The organism is Sphingomonas rhamnosi, from assembly GCF_036663615.1.
Taxonomy (GTDB): Bacteria; Pseudomonadota; Alphaproteobacteria; order Sphingomonadales; family Sphingomonadaceae; genus Sphingomonas.
On sequence record NZ_JAXOJJ010000009.1, the window covers coordinates 98,057 to 117,153 of the forward strand.

Annotated in this window: 16 protein-coding genes and 1 pseudogene; 8 read left to right on the forward strand and 9 right to left on the reverse strand. The window is 64.7% G+C overall.

The features are described from left to right. The first annotated feature begins 67 nt into the window (after nt 1-67). The 3 genes from U1701_RS16740 (at nt 68) to U1701_RS16750 (ending at nt 2,676) form a co-directional block, all read left to right on the forward strand. Nucleotides 68-1,090: an amidohydrolase family protein gene (locus tag U1701_RS16740; protein ID WP_332783720.1), complete on the forward strand. Its 1,023-nt coding sequence runs from the start codon at nt 68-70 to the stop codon at nt 1,088-1,090. After that, the gene (locus U1701_RS16745; RefSeq protein ID WP_332783721.1) at nt 1,090-1,977 is read left to right on the forward strand and encodes an amidohydrolase family protein; all 888 of its coding nucleotides are present in this window, start codon (nt 1,090-1,092) and stop codon (nt 1,975-1,977) included. The genes U1701_RS16740 and U1701_RS16745 overlap by 1 nt, the downstream gene beginning before the upstream one ends. A gap of 435 nt (nt 1,978-2,412) precedes the next feature. Next, nucleotides 2,413-2,676, forward strand: coding sequence for a hypothetical protein (locus U1701_RS16750; protein WP_503676864.1), 264 nt, complete (start codon nt 2,413-2,415; stop codon nt 2,674-2,676). A gap of 377 nt (nt 2,677-3,053) precedes the next feature. Here U1701_RS16750 and U1701_RS16755 read toward each other — a convergent pair whose 3' ends face one another. From U1701_RS16755 to U1701_RS16775, 5 genes are all read right to left on the reverse strand, one after another. After that, nucleotides 3,054-4,331, reverse strand: coding sequence for a HupE/UreJ family protein (locus U1701_RS16755; RefSeq protein WP_332783723.1), 1,278 nt, complete (start codon nt 4,329-4,331; stop codon nt 3,054-3,056). Then, complete coding sequence (locus tag U1701_RS16760; protein WP_332783724.1) at nt 4,331-5,566, reverse strand: DUF3500 domain-containing protein; 1,236 nt, start codon at nt 5,564-5,566, stop codon at nt 4,331-4,333. Before U1701_RS16760 ends, U1701_RS16755 begins: the two co-directional genes overlap by 1 nt. 152 nt (nt 5,567-5,718) lie before the next feature. Continuing rightward, nucleotides 5,719-7,242 carry an alginate export family protein gene (locus U1701_RS16765; RefSeq protein WP_332783725.1) on the reverse strand — a complete coding sequence of 508 codons (1,524 nt, stop codon included), beginning with the start codon at nt 7,240-7,242 and terminating at the stop codon, nt 5,719-5,721. Nucleotides 7,243-7,330: 88 nt separating this feature from the next. Next, nucleotides 7,331-8,638 (reverse strand): MFS transporter, encoded by a 1,308-nt coding sequence (locus U1701_RS16770; protein ID WP_332783726.1) that lies wholly within the window; start codon nt 8,636-8,638, stop codon nt 7,331-7,333. 69 nt (nt 8,639-8,707) lie between these two features. Continuing rightward, nucleotides 8,708-9,973 (reverse strand): gallate dioxygenase, encoded by a 1,266-nt coding sequence (locus U1701_RS16775; protein WP_332783727.1) that lies wholly within the window; start codon nt 9,971-9,973, stop codon nt 8,708-8,710. An 87-nt stretch (nt 9,974-10,060) separates the two neighbouring features. On the opposite strand from U1701_RS16775, the gene U1701_RS16780 reads away from it, so the two are divergent. Then, on the forward strand, nt 10,061-11,029 hold the full coding sequence (locus U1701_RS16780; protein WP_332783728.1) for a helix-turn-helix domain-containing protein: 969 nt from the start codon (nt 10,061-10,063) through the stop codon (nt 11,027-11,029). A 677-nt stretch (nt 11,030-11,706) separates the two neighbouring features. Here U1701_RS16780 and U1701_RS16785 read toward each other — a convergent pair. From U1701_RS16785 to U1701_RS16790, 3 genes and pseudogenes are all read right to left on the reverse strand, one after another. Further along, nucleotides 11,707-12,662, reverse strand: a pseudogene (locus tag U1701_RS16785) (IS481 family transposase); the annotation flags it as partial. Nucleotides 12,663-13,005: 343 nt separating this feature from the next. Then, nucleotides 13,006-13,425 carry a DUF72 domain-containing protein gene (locus U1701_RS18865; RefSeq protein WP_503676863.1) on the reverse strand — a complete coding sequence of 140 codons (420 nt, stop codon included), beginning with the start codon at nt 13,423-13,425 and terminating at the stop codon, nt 13,006-13,008. After that, entirely contained in the window at nt 13,325-14,041 is a 717-nt protein-coding gene (locus tag U1701_RS16790; RefSeq protein WP_332783729.1) for a sulfotransferase family 2 domain-containing protein, read from the reverse strand. Before U1701_RS16790 ends, U1701_RS18865 begins: the two co-directional genes overlap by 101 nt. A 138-nt stretch (nt 14,042-14,179) precedes the next feature. On the opposite strand from U1701_RS16790, the gene U1701_RS16795 reads away from it, so the two are divergent. Beyond that, nucleotides 14,180-14,629, forward strand: a complete 450-nt coding sequence (locus U1701_RS16795; protein ID WP_332783730.1) for a Spy/CpxP family protein refolding chaperone — start codon at nt 14,180-14,182, stop codon at nt 14,627-14,629. Between the two features lie 35 nt (nt 14,630-14,664). Here U1701_RS16795 and U1701_RS16800 read toward each other — a convergent pair whose 3' ends face one another. After that, on the reverse strand, nt 14,665-15,486 hold the full coding sequence (locus tag U1701_RS16800) for a response regulator (RefSeq protein ID WP_332783731.1): 822 nt from the start codon (nt 15,484-15,486) through the stop codon (nt 14,665-14,667). A gap of 111 nt (nt 15,487-15,597) precedes the next feature. Between U1701_RS16800 and U1701_RS16805 the strand changes: the two genes are divergently transcribed. The 3 genes from U1701_RS16805 (at nt 15,598) to U1701_RS16815 (ending at nt 19,080) form a co-directional block, all read left to right on the forward strand. Beyond that, complete coding sequence (locus U1701_RS16805) at nt 15,598-16,317, forward strand: response regulator (protein ID WP_332783732.1); 720 nt, start codon at nt 15,598-15,600, stop codon at nt 16,315-16,317. After that, the gene (locus tag U1701_RS16810) at nt 16,314-17,651 is read left to right on the forward strand and encodes a sensor histidine kinase (protein ID WP_332783733.1); all 1,338 of its coding nucleotides are present in this window, start codon (nt 16,314-16,316) and stop codon (nt 17,649-17,651) included. Before U1701_RS16805 ends, U1701_RS16810 begins: the two co-directional genes overlap by 4 nt. 308 nt (nt 17,652-17,959) lie before the next feature. Beyond that, a protein-coding gene (locus tag U1701_RS16815; RefSeq protein WP_443026084.1) for an IS3 family transposase occupies nt 17,960-19,080 on the forward strand; the annotation gives its coding sequence in 2 pieces (ribosomal slippage) (nt 17,960-18,209 and nt 18,209-19,080; 1,122 coding nt in all). Nucleotides 19,081-19,097: the final 17 nt, after the last annotated feature.

Consider the following 19,097-nt stretch of genomic DNA (forward strand, 5'->3'; position numbering starts at 1 on the left):
AGCGGATGTCGCGACCAAGCCGGAGGCACCACGACGCCTGCCAGCTTACCGCGACGGGACCGCTGCCATGATCATTGACTGCCACGGCCATTATACCACGGCCCCTGCCTCACATAATGCCTGGCGCGACCGGCAAGTCGCGGCGATCGCGTCGGGCGGCGACATCGACCCTGCTTATCCCGCGCTCTCCGACGACGAGATCCGCGAGACGATCGAGGCGAACCAGTTGCGGCTGTTGCGCGAGCGCGGCGCCGACATGACCATCTTCTCGCCGCGCGCGTCGGCGATGGCGCCGCATGTCGGCAGCGAAGCGGTCGCGCATATCTGGGCACGCCACTCGAACGACCTGATCAAGCGCGTCATCGATCTGTATCCCGAGACCTTCGCCGGGGTGTGCCAGCTCCCGCAATCCCCCGGCATCTCGATCGCCAATTCGATCGACGAACTCGAGCGTTGCGTCACCGATCTCGGCTTCATCGGCTGCAACCTCAATCCCGATCCGTCGGGCGGCAAGTTCGATTCGCCACCGCTCACCGACCGCGCCTGGTATCCGTTCTTCGAGAAGATGGTCGAGCTCGACGTCCCGGCGATGATCCACGTCTCGGGCAGCTGCAACCCGGCGATGCACGCCACCGGCGCCTATTACCTCGCCGCCGACACCATCGCTTTCATGCAATTCCTCGAGGGCGACCTGTTCCGCGACTTCCCGTCGCTGCGCCTCATCATCCCGCATGGGGGCGGCGCGGTGCCCTATCATTGGGGGCGCTATCGTGGCCTTGCCGACATGCTCAAGCGCCCGCCGCTGGCCGAGCACGTGATGAAGAACGTCTTCTTTGATACCTGCGTCTATCACCAGCCGGGCATCGACCTGCTGTTCGAGGTGATCGACGTCGACAACATCCTGTTCGGTTCGGAAATGGTCGGCGCGGTGCGCGGCATCGATCCGCAGACCGGCCAGTATTTCGACGATACCAAGCGCTATGTCGACGCACTCGTCATCTCGGATGCCGACAAGCGCAAGGTGTTCGAGGGCAATGCCCGCCGCGTCTATCCGCGCCTCGACGCGCAACTTGTCGCCCGGGGGCTCTGATGTCGGACTTCACCATGGACCCGGAATGGATCCGCTACGATCCCGCGCCAAGCAAACCGACCTACATGCCACCGCCCGGTGCGGTCGATGCGCATTGCCACGTGTTTGGGCCTGGCGACGTTTTCCCGTATGCGCCGGAGCGGAAATACACACCCTGCGACGCCGGCAAGGACCAGCTGTTCGCGCTGCGGGACCATCTCGGCTTCGATCGAAATGTTATTGTTCAGGCGACGTGTCACGGGGCCGACAACCGTGCTTTGGTCGATGCACTCCGCAGCGCCGGGGACCGCGCTCGCGGCATTGCAACGGTGCGTGGCACGGTAAGCGATGCGGAACTGGCCGAGTTCCATGCAGCCGGCGTGCGCGGCGTTCGCTTCAACTTCGTCCGCCGCCTCGTCGATCCAAAGCCCGACGCTTATTACCGCGCGATCATCGACCGGATCGCACCGTTCGGCTGGCATGTCGTTATCTACTTCGAAGCAGAGGATCTGAAAGAGCGCTGGGACTTTTTCACCTCGTTGCCGACGATTGTCGTGGTGGACCACATGGGTCGCCCGGACGTGACGCAACCCGTAGACGGTCCAGAGTTCGGTCGGTTCATCCGCCTGATGGCCGAGCACGAGAATATCTGGACCAAAGTCAGTTGCCCCGAACGCCTGTCGAAGGTCGGTCCGCCCGGTTATGACGACGTCATCCCGTTCGCGCGCACGCTGGTCGAACGCTTCCCCGACCGCGTTCTCTGGGGCACGGACTGGCCTCACCCCAACATGACGACGCACGCACCTGACGATGGCGCGCTCGTGGATATCATACCGCGTATCGCGACCAGCGTCGCACTTCAGCACAAGCTCTTGGTTGGTAATCCGATGCGCCTCTGCTGGGCGTAGTCTGCTGGCGGGTCAGATCAGGCGTGGCGATGTGGGTTGATACGGGACCCGTCGAGACTACCGATACCGGTATCACCAAATCCTGCAGCGCCTACCCCGCCACCGCCACCGCCTGTGCGCTCCCAAATATCATGGGAGAGCGACACGGCGAAACGAAGGCGGACTCCGTTCAATAGGACATTTCGAGTAGCGGGCGTTCCGATGCGCAGTTCGTCGCATATCGAGCTTTCCCGGGAATCGTCTCGATGAAGAACCTGATGATCGCCCCCTCTTGACGATAACCGCTCTGCTGCCCTTTGCAACTGCGAGCTCGTCCGGCACGCATGCGATGGCGGCGCAGCCCGCGTACGTCCTCGAAATTTTCCGCCACATTACGCCCACCAAGGGGCGAAGAACCACAACAGCTTCACCGACGTTAATAACGGCGATCCGGTACTGCTCGGCCGCGACGTTGCGGAACAGAAGGGGGTGCGTGATCCGCACGTTGCGCGCGGGCCGGACGGCACCTCCTGTCTGGCGATGACCGATCTCCACATCTATGCCCGGCGCGGAGGACTACGCTCGACGGAGTGGCAGCGCGACGCGGACAGCTACGGTTGGGGGAAACAACCGCCGATGATCTTCATGAAGTCGTATTACCTGCTGCATTGGACGCTCGCGACCGTGCGGGTCGACCGGCTGTTTGCGTCGACCGCGTAGATCGGCGCCGCTTGGGAACCCGAACCGATCTACGAATCGATTTCGACGCGGATCAATAGCGGCTATGTCTTCGATCCCACCAAGATCGATCCCGAGACGGCCGGCACCGAGGACCGACGCTCTGCGGCGGCATGGGACCAACACCTATGTCCTGATGTACGACGTCTTTCGCGCGCAGCCGGTCAACAACATGGGCCTATCGGAAACGTCCGACTTCGTTCATTTCCGGAACCCCGGACGCCTCAACGAACCCGGCTTGCCGGTGAAATCCACGAATTTCTCGCAGCCCAAGCATGGCGCTGTCGTAGCGATCACGCCGACGGAAATGCGGCGGTTTCAAACGCATCTTGCGCGCGGACTGTCTGCTGTGGAGAGGATCATGCCGTGCCGCCGGCACTGCCTTCGCGCCGGGCGACGACTGCCATCGTGATCGCAACCAGCGCCAGCGCCACGACGAGCCACGGCGCCACCCCCCGAAGCCCCTCCAACGCGGCCGATATGGGGTTCGCCACGCCGGTAAGACGCTCGAGCGCCCAGGCAAGTGCGGCGACCCCTGCGAACAGTGCCCCCGCCAGCCGCACCGGCCTATAGCGTCCCGACCAAGCCAGCAACATTAGCCACGGCACGACCGCCGCTACCACGAGCAGCTGCACGACCTCGATACCGAGATTGAAACCGAGCACCGCGGCAGCCTGGTTCCAGCCGTCCAGCCCGCCACCGGCGATGACCTGGCTGAAGGCCAGCCCGTGGACCAGGCCGAACCCGGCGGCGACCCATGTCTCGCGTCCACGCAGCAGCGGTCGCCAGGCGTGAAGCGCGGACACGAAGATCGACAGCGCGATCGCGACCTCGATCGGCATGGTCGGGATCGTCACCTTGCCGAACGCGCCGATGACCAGCGTCAGCGAATGGCCGAGCGTGAACGCGGTCACGAGACTGGCGAGCCGGAGCAGCGTCCGCCGGGTGCCGATATAGCCGCCCCAGCGCCGCCCACCCTCGCGACGCAACGGCGCCGGCAGCAGCAGCGCGAGCAGGAACAGCAGGTGGTCGGTGCCGTCGGCGATATGCGCCATGCCGAGCCGGAAGACCGCTACGAAGCCGGTCCAGAACGAGCCCAGCCGGCGGTCTACGTCGATGCCGGTGGTCAGGAAGCGGATCGTGCCGAGCAGCGTCGGTTCCCCACCGAACACGCCGTTGCGCCAATCGGAGCGTACGAATACGAGCACCGTATGCGTCATCACCTCATGGTTGATGACCGAATAATCGAAGCGGAACCGCCGGACGGGCGCGCCAGGCGGCGGCGTCAGGCGGAGATGCGCGATCAGATCGGCATGACCTTGATCGAGATTCTGGTCGACCCTGAGCGATTCGACGCGCACCTGCCACGGGCGGCCGTCGGGCGCGACCGGCCGGACATGCTCGACGATATAGGCGGGAAGCGCCGGACCATAGCGCGCGACCGTATCGAGTGGCACATCCATGACCGGATGCTTGAAGCCCAGCTCGAACTGGTCGAGCGGCATGTCGAGCTCGAGCCCGACATCGGCGCGGTGGAAATCGAGGAGCGCCGCGGTTCCCGGCAGCGCATGCGCCAGCGCCGCTGCTCCCGTGACCAGGAACAGCAGCGCCACGCACCACCGCACGAGACGGGTCATCACGTCCCGCTGAAGCTGCTCGACCCGTTGCCGAACTGGCCTCCATAGTCGGCGACCTTGTCGCGCCAGATGCTGTGGTAATGGACCTGGCTGCTGTAGATGACGCCGTTCTGCACCACGAACTCGATCCAGATGCGCGGGCCATCGATGCGGATGTACGACCGGTTGCTGCCGGTTCCCGACGGGAACGCCGCGAAATCCGCGGTGCCGCCGGCGCCCTTGGCAAAGCCGACATAGGTCGTGGCGAGCTGGCTGGTGCTTTCGTAGACGCCCAGCAACTGGCTTGCCTTGTCGCTCGGCTGCGTGTTGACGTAGGATTCGATCAGCGACCGGACCAGCCCCTGCGTCGTCGTGTCCAGGCTGGTGTAGAGCAGGCCGCGGCCGGTCGTCGGATAGGCGAGCGAGCCGAAATTGCTGTCTGTGTTGCCGTTGGCGCCTGCGACCACGTCGTTGTACGTTCCGCTGAGCAGCGCACCGGACGCGTAGCTGGTGTTGGCCTGCAGCGCCTGGGCGAGGTTATAGGCCGCCAGGCGCTGGGTTTCGACCGGCGCGTGCTGCGTCCCGGCAGTCGACGCGGTGACCGATCCGTTGACCAGCACCGACCCGGAGGTCGTGACCACCCAGTTCGGCGGCTCGACACCCAGGAACGCCGGCGACCCCGAGACATAGGTCCCGTTGTACGTGATGTTGTACGCGAGATGATGGCCGGCGAGCTGCAGCATCCACGGCGCGGTGGTGGAGGGTGTGCCGAGAATCGCGATCGAGTACAGGCCCGATCCATAGCCGCTGGTCGCAAGCACATCATCGGCGCGGCGGATCTCGTCCGCCTCGGTCTTGCCCGCGGTGCTGAGCGCGGTCGCCAACAGGTTTTCCGCGGCCGTCAGCTGCGCGTCGGTCAGCGTCGAGGTGTTGAGACGCAGCCCCTGGCGGTTGCCCGGCAGGTTGGTCCACTGGATCGCGTTCGCCCGCGTCAGCGTGAAGCGCGCGGTGCTGGTGGTACCGGAGGTGCCCGTCTCTGCCGTCTGCGTGCTCGACAGCGTCGCGAGGAACGCGTTCGCCGCGGTCACGACCGCCGCCGTTCCGGTGCCCTGACTGACCCCGGTACCGACGGCATTGGTGCCGGTGGAGGTCGTCGTCGCGGTGGAGGTGTTGGTTGTCGTCGCGGTCGTCGTCGTCGCGGTCGAGCTGCTATCGTCGTCGCTGCCGCAGCCCGCAAGCACCAGCAATGACGTCAACGCCAGATGAGACCCTAATCTAGTGAACCTTGCCATACCCCGTACCTCGCCTGTTCGTACCATGCTTTGCCGTTCGTAGGGCATCCAGGTTTCCGCAGTATTTCCGCCGCGACACGGCCGGAGTGCCAACGCGGGTTCGCCCGACCGGCATGTCAGAAGCGCAAGTCCGACAGCACGCCGAGGTAGTTGCCGTTCTGGCCGCCATGGGCGGCGAACGAATCGCTTGCCGAGAAATAGGTCTCGAACAGGCGGAACTGCACGCGCTTGGTCGCCTGCCACGACGCTTCGAGGTTGAGGTCGGTACCGATCACGCGGCTCGACGCATAGGGCGCGAACGACGATCCCGCAGGGCCGATATACACGCCGTCGGCGCGGCTGTTGCGCCACAGGAAATCGGGACCGACCATGATCGTGACATCCTTGCGCGGCTTCACCGTGACCGACGGATAGAGGTCCATCAGGTTGGACAGGTTGAAGAACGCCGCTTCGCTGATCAGCGGCAGCCGCGGCGCCGCGGCCACGAAGGTGCCGGCCTTGCCGTCGGTCAGGTCGCCATCGCCGCTGAACACGTTGCCGCGCAGGCCGAGCCGCGGCGTCATCGGCGCCTCGGCGAAGGTATAGCCGCCTTCGAACAACACCGCCCAGGCCCGGATATCCTCGGTGGTGAAGGTGCCGCTCTGGTACGTGCCCTCTACATCGAGGTCCCAGCTGGAGGTGCGCCGCCAGATGCGGGCGCCCCAGCTGTTGCGGTCGTCCTTGCCGGTGCCCTCCCGCAGCACGCCGCGATCGCGGTTCATCTCGTACCAGTAGACGTCGGTGCCGAAGCCCGCGACGCGGTTCGGCGCGCTCACATAGACGCCGGTGAAGGCGATCGTGTGGTTGGGGCCGTCGTCGAGCGTACCCGGCTTGATGTTGACCGGGCGCAGCGCGAAGACGTCGACCGAAACCGTGCCGGGCAGGATATAGGTCCCGCGCACGCCCTGGTAGGTGAATCGCTGGTTGAGCCCCTCGCGCACCCCGACCAGCTTGCCGTTGCCGAGCGGCATCTCGAACCGCCCCGGCCGCACCGTAATCTTGCCCGCATCGCCCAGCGGCAGCGTGATATCGACGAACGCCTGCTGGATATCGAGCTTGCCGCGATTGGGTGCGGTGGCGGTCTGTTCGCCGAATTCGCGATTGTCGCCGAGCTCGACGAACGCGCGGACATACTGGCCGACATGCAGGTCCGCCAACAGGCGGAGGCGGAGCTGGACCGGATCGTTGTTGTCGCCCGTCCGCAAGCCGAGCGCCGAATGGTTCCAGTCGGTATAATAGACGCGCGCCTCGCCCCCGAGCGACAGATAGGTGTCGGCGGACCCGATCGGGATGTGGCGGATCTTCTCGAGGATCGGCGCGTCGGCAGCAGGGGCGGCCGACCAATTCTCGGTCCATCGGATCGCCTGCGGCACGCCCTGCGGACCCGAACGGCCACCGGGCAGCGCCTCGGCGGGCAGTGCCTGCGACTTGGGCGGACGGACGCCCGGCGGAGTCTGGCTGCTGAGCGGTCCGCCGGCTGCCGACGACGTCGTCGATTCCGGCGGGACGCTCTGCGCCAACGCGCTGCCTGCCAGCAGCGTGGCGGTCAGCGCCGCGACGCCCTGCACAGACTTGGCGATCCGAATACGATAGCTGATCATGGTGTAATCCTCTCCTAATCCCCGCGTTCGACGCGGTGGACCGATGTCTTGATGGCGGCAGCGCCCCGGGGCGCTGCCGCTCCCAGGCTCAGGCGACGGTGCTCTCGCGGTAGCGCACCAGCGAGAGCGCGAGCGCGCCGACCGCCGTGCCGCACGCCATGACGGCCGCGACCCATGACAGCGACCAGCCGGCGGTGAACAGCACGCCGGCGACGATCGGCCCGAGAGCCGCACCGGCACGACCTATGCCGATCACGAAACCGGTTCCGCCCGCGCGCAGCGATGCCGGGAACGACTGGGCGATCACCGCGTAAAGCCCCGCGGTCGCGCCGTTGGTGAAGAAGCCGCCGACGCAGGCGATGATCGACAGCCCGGTGAGCGTCGTGAACCCCTGCCCGAAGGACGTCGCCGCGATCGCACCGCAGGCCATCGCACCGACCACCAGCGCACGCACGCCGAACCGCTGCGTCAGCAGGCTCAGGGCGATCGCGCCGCTCGCCCCGCCGACATTTGCCCAGACCAGCACGCCGCCTGCCGAGGCCGGTGGGAAGCCCATGTCGACGACGATCTTTGGGATCCACTTCACCAGGAAGTAGAAGGTCATCATATGCGAGAAATAGGCGATGGTGAGCAGGATCGTCACCGCGGCGGTACCGGGGGTGAACAGTTTGGGCAGGCTGAAGCCCGCCTTTGCCGGGTCCTGCGGCGGCAACGCGGACAACGGCGCGCGGCCCTGATGGACCATCGTGCGGTTGATCCGCCCGAGCGCATTCGCCGGGCGCTTGTGCACCAGGAAGGCGATCGTCTCGGGCACCAGCCACAGGACCAGCGGGATGAAGCACAAGGTGGCGATCGCGCCGAACTCGAACACCGCCTGCCAGCGTCCGGTGTTCGCCAGCAGCAGCGAGGCGACGAGCCCGCCGACGATCGCGCCCATCGGATAGCCGCCGCTCATCACCGCGACCGACAGGTTGCGGCGCCGCGCGTTCGAACATTCCGCGACGATGGCGTTGGTCGCCGCCAGCATCCCGCCGATGCCTAGGCCGGTAAACAGCCGGAAGCACGAGAGCGTGACGACGTCGCCCGCGGTGGAGGCCAGCCCCATGCCCAGCGCCATGATCGCCAGGCACGCCAGGATCGTCGGGCGGCGACCGATGCGGTCGGCGAGCGTGCCGAGCACCAGTGCGCCGATGCCCATGCCGAACAATTCCATCGACAGGACCAGTCCGAGCGCGGCGCGGTCGATGCCCCAATCCTTGGCTATGCCGGGCGACGCAAAGCTGATCGACAGCACGTCGAAGCCATCGAGCGCGTTGAGCGCGGTCGCTATGCCGATCGCGATCACCTGTCGGTGATGCATCGGTTCGCGCGCGATGATGGCGCGGGGATCTTCCATGGTCGTCTCCTGATTCCCGATCGTTGCCGGGTGGTTTTGCTTAGGGTTCGCTGGTGGTCGCGGGCGCGCCTAGGTGGTCGGTTGCGCCGCGACCGAATAGGTGACCTGCTGGTTGCGGGTTTTCTGGAACGCCTCGAGCGTCTCGCCGCGCATCGCCGCATAGATGTGCAGGTTCGAGATGCCGCTGACCGCGCCGAGTTTCTCCAGCAGGAAGAAGATCGCGCCGTAATGGATCAGCCCCCGCCAGTCGCGGCGGTGGACCAGATCGCGCTCCTCGTCCGACAGGTCCCCGGCGGCAAGCGCTGCGGTCTCGTCCGCCTGAAACGCCGCGCGGACGTCCGGATCGACCAACGCGTGGAGGAACTTGTTGATGCGGTAGCCGCGCGCACTGCGCTCCAGCGTGTAGGGATAGGTGCCTTCGATCGTCTCGGCGCCGCGCAGTTGCGCGCCCATCCGCTCGCGGTGCTCCGCTGCGGCGGACGCGTCGAGCGGCGCCGCCTCATTCTCGTACACCGCGGTCGCGATCGCGGTCATCGACGGCAGGTAATAGCTCTGGTGGACGCAGCGGATGCTCGCCGACAGCGCGCCGCGCATCACCAGCCACATGATGACCTCGGAGCTCTCCATCCCGCCGAGCCGCGCGTAATCGGCATGCGTCATCCGCGTCAGCGCCACCGGATCCTTTTCGAGCAGTTCGAGAAACCGCACGTCCCATTCGGTGTTGTTGAAGCCGCAGCGCTCGCCGTGGACCTGATGCGACAGGCCGCCGGTGGCGACGATTGCGACCTTCAGATCCTCGGGATAGCTTTCGATCGCCGTGCGTAGCGACTGGCCGAGCTTGTAGCAGCGCGCGGCCGAGGGGATCGGAAATTGCAGCACGCCGATCTGCAGCGGCACGATCTCCACCGGCCAGCCGCCCGCATCGTGCGGCATCAGCACCGACAGCGGCGAGAAGCAGCCGTGATCTAGCGGCCGATCGCGGAAGAAGGTCATGTCGAATTCGTCGGTGACCAGCGACTGCGCGATGTGCCGCGACAAAGCGGCGTGGCCACCGATCGGCGGCATCTCGCGCGTCCCGCCGCCTTCGTCGGCGACGCGGTACACATCGTCGACGCCGAGCGCGAAGGCGGAATACTGATCGAAGAAGAACGACGTGATGTGATCATTGTAGATCACGAGCAGCACGTCCGGTTTCTTGGCATCGATCCATTGCTGCACCGGCAGGAACGCGTCGAAGATCGGTTTCCAAGCCGGATCCGTCTGCTTCCTGGCATCCAGCGCGAAGCCGATGGTGGGCGTATGCGAGCTTGCGATCGCGCCGATAATCCGAGCCATGCATCATCCTCTGTGCGGCAATTTCGCTGGCCTCGATGCCAATCCCGCCGATTGCAGCAATGTGCACCGGGCCCTATGGTGCGGTCGATGGCGAAACCTGAAAATCGGATGGACTTTTCGCCTAAACCCGCGGCGGGCAGCGTCACGGCGACCACCACGCCCAACTATGTCCTGTACGGCGATACCGGGACGCCGCCCGACTGGTTCGTCAATCTCGAGCCGCTCGAGCAGAGGTCGAGCGAACGCGGCTGGATCATCGCGCCGCACACCCACCCGCGCTTTACCCAGGTGATCCTGTGCCGCGACGGCGGCGGCGAGATGACCATCGACGGCGAGCGCCGCGCCTTCGGCCCGGCCAGCGTGATGGTCGTGCCGCCGTTTCGCATCCACGGCTTCGACTATGCCGAGGCGACCAGCGGCTGGGTGCTGACGATCGAGAATAACTATCTCGCAGGACTGCTGGTCCGCGCGCCCGCGCTTGAGGTGGTGCTCCGCGATCCGGGCGTGTTCGGTCTCGACCCCGCGATCCTGCCCGCGTGCGAAGCCGAACTGGACGGCCTCGCGGCCGAACTCGAAAGCCGTGCGATAAGCAGTGCGATCGGCGCGGAAATCCGGCTGCTGTCGATCCTGTTGCTGCTGCTGCGCCATTGGCCGGCCAAGGCCCCGTCGCCGGCCGTCCATGGCGGCCGGGCCGAGACGGTGCGGCGCTTCAAGGACATCGTCGAGCATCGCTTTCGCAAGCACCCCGCCCTGCCCGAAATCGCGCGCGAGCTCGGCGTCAGCGTGTCGCAACTCCGGCTGGCGTGCAATTCGGTCGCGGGCATGTCGCCGATGGCGCTGCTGCACGACCGGGTCGTCGCCGAGGCCAAGCGCTGCCTCGCCTACAGCAACATGAGCATCGCCGAGATCGCGGACTGGCTAGGCTTCACGGACACGGCGTATTTTTCCCGGTTTTTTGCGAAGGCGACCTCCCAAACCGCATCGTGCTACCGTACCAGAAACAACGGAAGTGCCGAAATGATCGACCAAGATCGGATCGTGCGACCCCGCCGCTAAAGAGTTGACGATTATGTCCTTTACAAATCTAGCGAGCAGCGCGGCGCCGAAAAAGGTCGGCCGATAGTTTCAGGGCAGCTTCGGACAACGGAGCGAGCGGGTGAGCGGCGCAGTAATTATTGACCCACGCGTTGGCGCCGGGAATATCGGAGCCCTCAAGAATATTCGTTATGTAAGTGATCGCCGAGAGTACGCCGTTTTGCCCCGAGATAAATCTGGCCAAACAGGTCTACATCGTGGCGTTATCGACACCGCCGTCGCGGCGCGCCTGTGTCCAGTGCCCGCAAGATTGAAGCCCGGGACCGTATACGGTCCAAGGCCTGGGTCGAGCACTTATCTACAGGTAATCGCCAGCGCGAGACCGATCATTCAGGCTTTTCCACCGGCTTATGCTTGACCAGCTTCCTACTCCTCTCCTTATAGCGCTCGGGATCGTCATCGGTTTCAAGGTCGTTCGGCTTGCTTGAAAACGTTGAGCTGGAATTTTGAATTGTCAGTTTTGGACATCGACTGTTCGCCCCTGCCGTGCGCAACCAGATCGTCTTCGGCGGCGGCGAGCCGGCGTTCCCGCGCACGCCAATCGAACCGCGTCCGCCAAAAATCGACGAGGTGCTTGAGATCCGCGAGGCCGACACCCGACTGCCGATTACCTGCGTCTGGCAGTGCGCACTAGATGTTTGGTCCCGCGGGTTTGAGATGAACCGGCTGGGGTCATCTGTCCAAGCTTTGTAGATGGCTTCGTATGGCGTGAGCTCGCGCAGGGTCTTCAGACGACGGGCGAAGTTGTGGGCGGCGAGGAAATCGGCGAGGTGCTGCCGCAATTGGTCGTGCGTCTCGTAATGGTAGCGCTTGAAGGTCGCCTCCTTGATCCGGTTGATCCGTTCGACTTGACCGTTCGTCCACGGGTGGCGGGGTTTGGTGAGGCGGTGTTTGATATCGAGATCGCCGCAGGCTAATTCGGAGGAATGGCAACTTCTTTGCGCGCATTTCCTTGATGTCCTCAGGCGTCCAGCCGTCGCCGGTCGGATCGGTGAAGTGCGTACCATTATCGGTAAGCACCGTGTGTATCTGATGCGGCACGGCTGCGACGAGATGCCGCAGGAAGTAAGCAGCGACCCGGCGTGTAGCTTTCTCTTGCAACTCAACGAAGGCGAACTTGGACGTTCGGTCGATCGCCACCAGTAGGTACAGCTTGCCTTGCTCGGTCCGCACCTCGGCCAGATCCACGTGGAAAGAACCTATAGGATAAGCCTTGAACTTCTTCCTGACCGGCTTGTCGCTATCAACATCGTGCAGCCGGCTGATGCCGTGACGTTGGAGGCAACGGTGAAGCAACGAGCGTCAGATGTGGGATCGTCGCCTGCAGAGCATACAGGCAGTCATCCAGCGGCAGCATCGTGTGGCGCCGGAACGCCACCACCACTGCCTCTTCCTTGATCGTCAAAGTCGTAGAACGGGCATCCCTGGGTCCGGTTCTAAGATTAGCCGTCGATGAGCGCTTGCGCCACATCGCGACCGTCTTCTGGTTGACGCCGTGACGCGTCGCCAGCGCCCTCAAGCTCTCTTTTCTATGCTGTATCGCTCGACGGACGACCTCTGTCGTTGTGGCGCTCCCGTGTAGAAACTGGCCCATAGTGCATCCTCCCACTCGCTTGTGGTTATTGCACCATCAATCCCTGGGACCAAACACCTAGAAGCGATCGCCTGTGACCTGATTGTAGTGCACCTCCACGACCAGCTTACTTTCCTTACCGCTGTTCCATCGCTCGGTCTGCCGGGAGCCTTGCCGACCGATCACGACACCGACGGCGCCGTATCAAGCAGCTGCTTGAGGTGCAGCGCGTCGCCAAGCGCAGCCGAGGGAAGAAGCACCGGGTCGGCCGCCCCGCAGCGCAGTCGACCGCGATCCCGTAGAAACGCAGGCGCTGCTCCACGTACGCTGATCGGTACATAACGGGTGAGCCACGTAGTCTGATTTACTCAAGGCCCCGCCAACCACCAGCCGGTAGCCCGGCTTCTGACACCGTGGCAGAAGCCGCAGCCACACGAGCAACCTGATGGTCGGCGAGCAGCGCTTCAGCCTCAGGCGTGAACCAGCTCGCGTGACGACGCTTATATACGATCTGCGTTTCGCTACCGCATGATGCCGCTTCGATGAATCCTGCGACCACTCTAGCGTCGAATTCCGCGCTCGGCAGCAGCCGCAGGAGGAGAACTACCAGCTTGCTCCCTGTACTTGGCTGTGACGACGGCGGCGTAGATGCTGCACTTCGAAGCGCCCTCTCAGCGCTGCGCTCATCGTGCACGCTCCCACAAGACCATATCGTCGCGGTATAGTCGGCATATTCGCTCCCGCCGCGCTGGCGAAACCTCAGCCGCTGCTGTGTAGCTCTCATTGAGCTTCAGGACGGGCGATAGCTTTCGGTCCGGAAGCAAATGACCGAGCCGCCCGAGATCGTCGATCGGGATCAAATGCTTCACCTTTAAGCGGCGCGCGGTGTCCGTCAGATACCAGGATTGGGAGCGGAAGATATGATCAATCGCGAATGGGTTGCCCTGTTGCTCAAGATGATCGAGCGCATCGTCTATCGAAGCGAAATTGGCATAGGTCGATCGGAACGGGGCAGACACCTGTCGGTGCGCCCCGCCCGACTTTGCGAACCGGAAAGCCGAAACGAATCGTTCGACCGGATCGCGCACTATCGCGACAGTGATGGCCGATGCCACGAAGTCAGGTGCAACGCTTTCGTAATAGCGCATCGTGTCGTGCGTGATCGTCTGACCGTAAAGCGCCATGCTCACCGACGTGCCAGCATTCTTGGGTACATGGATGAACAATACGTCGCTGGCGCGGATGGCGGCGAGCCGCCGGCGGCGCTTGGCGTTTAGCGGCACCGGCAAGCCCATGCCAATGAGGCGTTCGGGGATGTCCCCGGTCAGCTTGACGGCGAAAAGCCCGGCGAGGTGACGACGCCAGCGATAACTCTTGGCGGTGAGTGGGGTGAACTGCATCGCCGCCGAGTGCAGACGCCCCGTTTCACACGAATGTCCCGATCCTTTCGCGAGTGTAACACCTGCGCGAAATATGGCAGCAATCTCCGCGGGCGATCATCCACACGGCGCAAATGGTGCGCCGCAAAGGGGTGCCTTATGATACGCTATGCTTATGTCCTTATGCTCGCGAGCGCCGCGCCGGCCACCGCCGAGCAGCAACCCGACGGCCCGCGGCCACGACCCGATGTCACGGCAATGCACCAGCGCGAGGGCGACGATCTGGCGCTTGTGCTCGGCCTAAGCGCGGCGCAGCGGCCGGCGCTTGCCGCCTTCCTAGCCCTCGACGCACCGCACGAGCCGCGGATGATGCGCCCCGACACGGCGCCGGGTTTCGAACAGCAGCTCGCCGAGCAGGAACGCCGGTTGGCCAAGCGCAACGCCGACGACGGCAAGCGCATTGCGGCGATGCGCACATTCTACGCGGCGCTCGACGCGCGCCAGCGCCGGGTGTTCGAGGCGGTCTTGCGCCTGCGCAACGGACCGGGCGGCCCCGGCGGTCCGGGGCCCCATGGCCTGCCGAATGGCCTCAGGCCGGACCGGGGCTAACCACGTCGGGGTGACTTTGCGTCACCCCGCATTCCCTATGCTGCGGTGACCTCGGGCAGGAAATAATAGCCGTTGCCACGGACGGTGCGGATCAGTTCAGTGCCGTCGAATTTCAAAAGTTTACGCCTCAGCCGCCCTATATTGACGTCAATCGTGCGGCCGCGCGACGTGCTGTCTTCGCGGTCCGATTGCTTAATCATGTCCGCACGCGAATGGATTTTCTGCGGCTCGCTCACGAAGGCGTTGAGCAACTGGAACTCGCCCTCGGTCAAGCGAACCGTCTCGCCGTTCGGCGCATTCAGCTCGCGCATGCGGACGTGGAGCGTCCAGCCGGCGAACGCGTACGTACTGACTTGCGTGAGCGGCTCCGTCGCGATCCTATTCGCGGCGGGGTGTACACCCCGCCCCCCCCGCCGCCGCAGTACCGAGCGAATCCGCGCCAGTATCTCTCTTGGACTAGATGGCTTTGTGACATAGTCGTCGGCACCGAGTTCTAGCGCAACGATCCGGTCGACCTCGCTAGCCAACGCCGAGAACATGATTACTCCCGGCGCGTCCGGACCTTGGGCAAGCGAACGCAGCACCGACAGGCCGTCCTCGCCTGGTATCGTCATGTCGAGCACGATCAGTTCGCACGGCCGCTGGCTGAGCCGCACGCGCAGGGTTTCGCCGCTTTCGACCGCTTCAGCCCGCAGCCCGCGATCGACGAGGAATTCGGTCAACAGCTCGCGCAGGCTGGGATCATCGTCGACGATGATGATCCGGGCGCTTTCCGCGGTCAATTGGTCCCCTCCACGAGGCGTGGCGGGCTCTCGGACTCTGGTCTGGTTACTAATCATGTCCCGTCGATGCGCCACATGTTTTTCCGAAATATGTCCGGGACGTATCGATGAGGACCTAAGGAGATACGTTACGACGCGGTAAGATCCGGAAACATTGCGCACACATGGCCATGGTATGAAAACTCGATGTTTATTCCGAATTTCGATGCAACTGGTACGACCTTGCTGGTCGTCGACGACGACCACGCCATCCGTAGCATGCTGGCCGAGAGCCTCGGCATGCACGGCTACTGCGTCGAGACGGCCGCCAGCGCGCACGAGATGGACACCGTGCTCGCGCATCATCCTGTAGCGCTTGTGCTGCTCGACGTGATGATGCCGGGCGAGGACGGCCTCGCCGCCTGCCGGCGCGTTACCGCCAAGGGCGGGCCGCCGATCGTTCTGCTCAGCGCGCTCGGGGACGAGACCGACCGGATCCTGGGATTGGAAATCGGCGCCAGCCATTATCTGTCCAAACCGTGCAGCCCGCGCGAGATCCTGGCCACCGTCCGCGCGGCGTTGCGCCAACGCCGCGGGCTGGATGCGTTCGAAACCCAGGCCTTCGCGTTCCTCGACTGGTGCGTCGATTTCTCCGCGCACGAGCTGCTCGATGGCGACGGCACGCTGATCGCCCTGACCGATGGCGAATTCGCCGTCCTGCGCGCGTTCGTCGAGCGCCCCCGCCGCGTGCTCACGCGCGACGCGTTGCTTGAGGCGGCGCGCGGCCCCGATACCGACGCGTTCGATCGCGCCATCGACGTACAGGTCAGCCGATTGCGACGCAAACTGCGGTCGCGCGGCGACGAGATCATCCGCACGGTCCGCAATGAAGGCTATTTCTTCGTGCCGCGCGTGGTGCGCGCATGAACGGCATGGGCCTCACGGGCGCACGATCCTGGCCGCTGTTCGTCCGAATCTTTGCCCTGATTCTGTTCACGGTGCTGCTGGTTCAGCTACTGAACTTTGCCGCTGTGCTGTTGATGCCGCCGCCAATGCCGGTGATCTATTCGACCAACCGCATCGCCACCGTGATGCGGGCCGGGACCGATCCGACTGGTCTGCTCGTAGCGAACACCTCGCACCGCTCACCGCATTCGGTTGACGACCCGCGCGACCGGCGCGTGGCCCGGCTGATAGCCGGAGACCTCGGGGTGCCAACCGCGTCCGTGACGGTGGAAGGGCATCGTTATGGCCCGCCGATGATGGTCGGTGTGTTTCGCCCGCCGGTTCATATGGGCGGGCCCCCGCCACGCTTCGCGCTAGACAACGGCCTGTTCGGGTCGTTCGCCGTGTCGCTGAAGGTCGCGCCCGATACCTGGCGCGTCGTCCGGCCCGCGGGCGGCACGACCGGATCGTGGCGGACGCGGATCATCCTGTGGTTCCTTGTCGCGATGGCGGTAGCCGCCCCGATCGCTTGGGCGCTCGCGCGCCGCGTTGCCAAGCCGATCGGGCTGTTCGCTGCCGCTGCCGAGCGGCTAGGCCGCGATCCGCGCGCGGAACCGCTGCCGGTGCGCGGGCCACCTGAGATCGCCGAAGCGGCCAGTGCCTTTAACGTCATGCAGGGCCGGCTCAACCGCTATGTCGAGGATCGCACGATGCTGATCGCTGCGGTCGCGCACGATCTGCGCACGCCGCTGATGCGGTTGTCGCTGCGGCTTGAAAAGGCACCCGACGCGATCCGCATCGCCAGCGAGGACGATATCCAAGAGATGAGCAACCGGATCGGCGCGGCGATGGCATTCGTCCACGACATGACGCGTCACGCCAGTCGCCAGCGGCTTGACCTGCGCTCGCTCGCCGAAAGCATTGCCGATGATTTTGACGACTGCGGCGCGTCGGTGACGCTGGTGCCGGGCGCACCGCTGACGGTAGAGGGCGACATGCCCGCACTGAAGGCGCTGCTCGCCAACCTTGTCGACAACGCGATCAAATATGCCGGCAGCGCCGATGTGCGCCTGTTCCGCGCGACGGATGCTGTGATTATCGAGGTAGCAGACAACGGCCCAGGTCTCAATCAGCACGACCTCGACCAGGCGTTCGAGCCATTCTTCCGCGGCGAACGCTCGCGCAGCCGCGACACCGGCGGCAACGGGCTGGGTCTCGCCAGCGTCCGCGCGGTCGCGCGCGCGCATGGCGGCGACGCAAGTCTGGAGAATCGGCCGGACGGAGGCCTGCTGGCACGCGTCACCCTACCCGGCTAACGCGCTAACCGAGCATGGGATCGCCACACGGGGTTCGTGTGTCTCTCCGGTGTCGACACGTGGCCGCCCCATGGTGGGGTAAGACAAAGCGGCGTAGATCGCTCGACGCCAAGCGCCGCCCTGGCCGCCCCGGCGGTAAGTGCCAGCAGGCCCATGTCGGTGGCGGCGTTGGTGACGTGCTGCTCATCGATCAGCTTGTGTTTCGCATCGACCGCTACCTACGCGTTGTAGCCGACCGTGGTCTTTGGCTGACCTGCTCCCCGAAAGTCATGCCATTGGTAAGTTAGCTCGTCAGATGGAGACGAGTGATGCGGCGAGGCCGATTTACTGAGGATCAGATCATTGGCGTTTTGCGCGAGCATGAGGCTGGCGTGAAGACCGCCGACCTGTGCCGGAAGCACGGCATCAGCGATGCGACGTTCTACAACTGGAAGGCGAAGTACGGCGGGATGACGGTGTCGGAGGCCGCGCGGTTGCGGACGCTGGAGGATGAGAACCGTCGGCTGAAGAAGCTGCTGGCGGAATCGATGCTGGACGTGTCGGCGTTGAAGGATCTGCTGGGAAAAAACTGACCCGGTCTGTGGATCGCTACGCTGCGGTGGAGAAGCTGATGGCCGATCACGGCTTCTCCGAGCGTCGCGCCTGCAGACTGATCGGGGTCAACCGGTCGGCATGGCAATATGAGCCGCTTCGCGGGAAGGACGATGCTGTGCGCGAGCGAATGCGCGAGATCGCCAACGAGCGTCGTCGGTTCGGCTATCGCCGGCTGGCGATCCTGCTCAGGCGTGAGGGCAAGGGCATGAACCTGAAGAAGGTCTACCGGCTGTACCGCGAGGAGCGGCTGACGGTGCGCAAGCGCGGCGGCCGTAAGCGAGCGTTGGGCACACGGGCGCCGATGGCGATCCCGCAGGAACCCAACCAGCGCTGGAGCCTCGACTTCGTGTCGGATGCATTGGCCTGCGGCCGACGGTTCCGTTTGCTCAACGTCATCGACGATTACAGCCGGGAATGCCTGGCCTGCATCGTCGATACTTCGCTGTCAGGGCCACGCGTCGTGCGAGAACTGACGGCCATCGCCGAGCGTCGCGGGCTGCCGTGCATGGTGGTCAGCGACAATGGCACCGAGCTGACTAGTCACGCTGTCCTCGCATGGTGTCAGGACACCGGCGTCGAGTGGCATTACATCGCGCCCGGCAAGCCGCAGCAGAATAGCTTTGTGGAATCGTTCAATGGTCGCTTGCGCGACGAGTGCCTGAACGAGCACCTGTTCCCCTCGCTGGCTGCGGCGAGACGGATCATCGAGGCATGGCGGACGGACTATAACACTGTGCGTCCGCACAGCAGCCTCGGCGGCATGGCACCCGCCGAGTTCACCAACCGCCCCCGCCAAGGGCATGAGGACAACGAAGCTAACTTATCAGCGGCCTGAAAATGGGGAGCACGTCA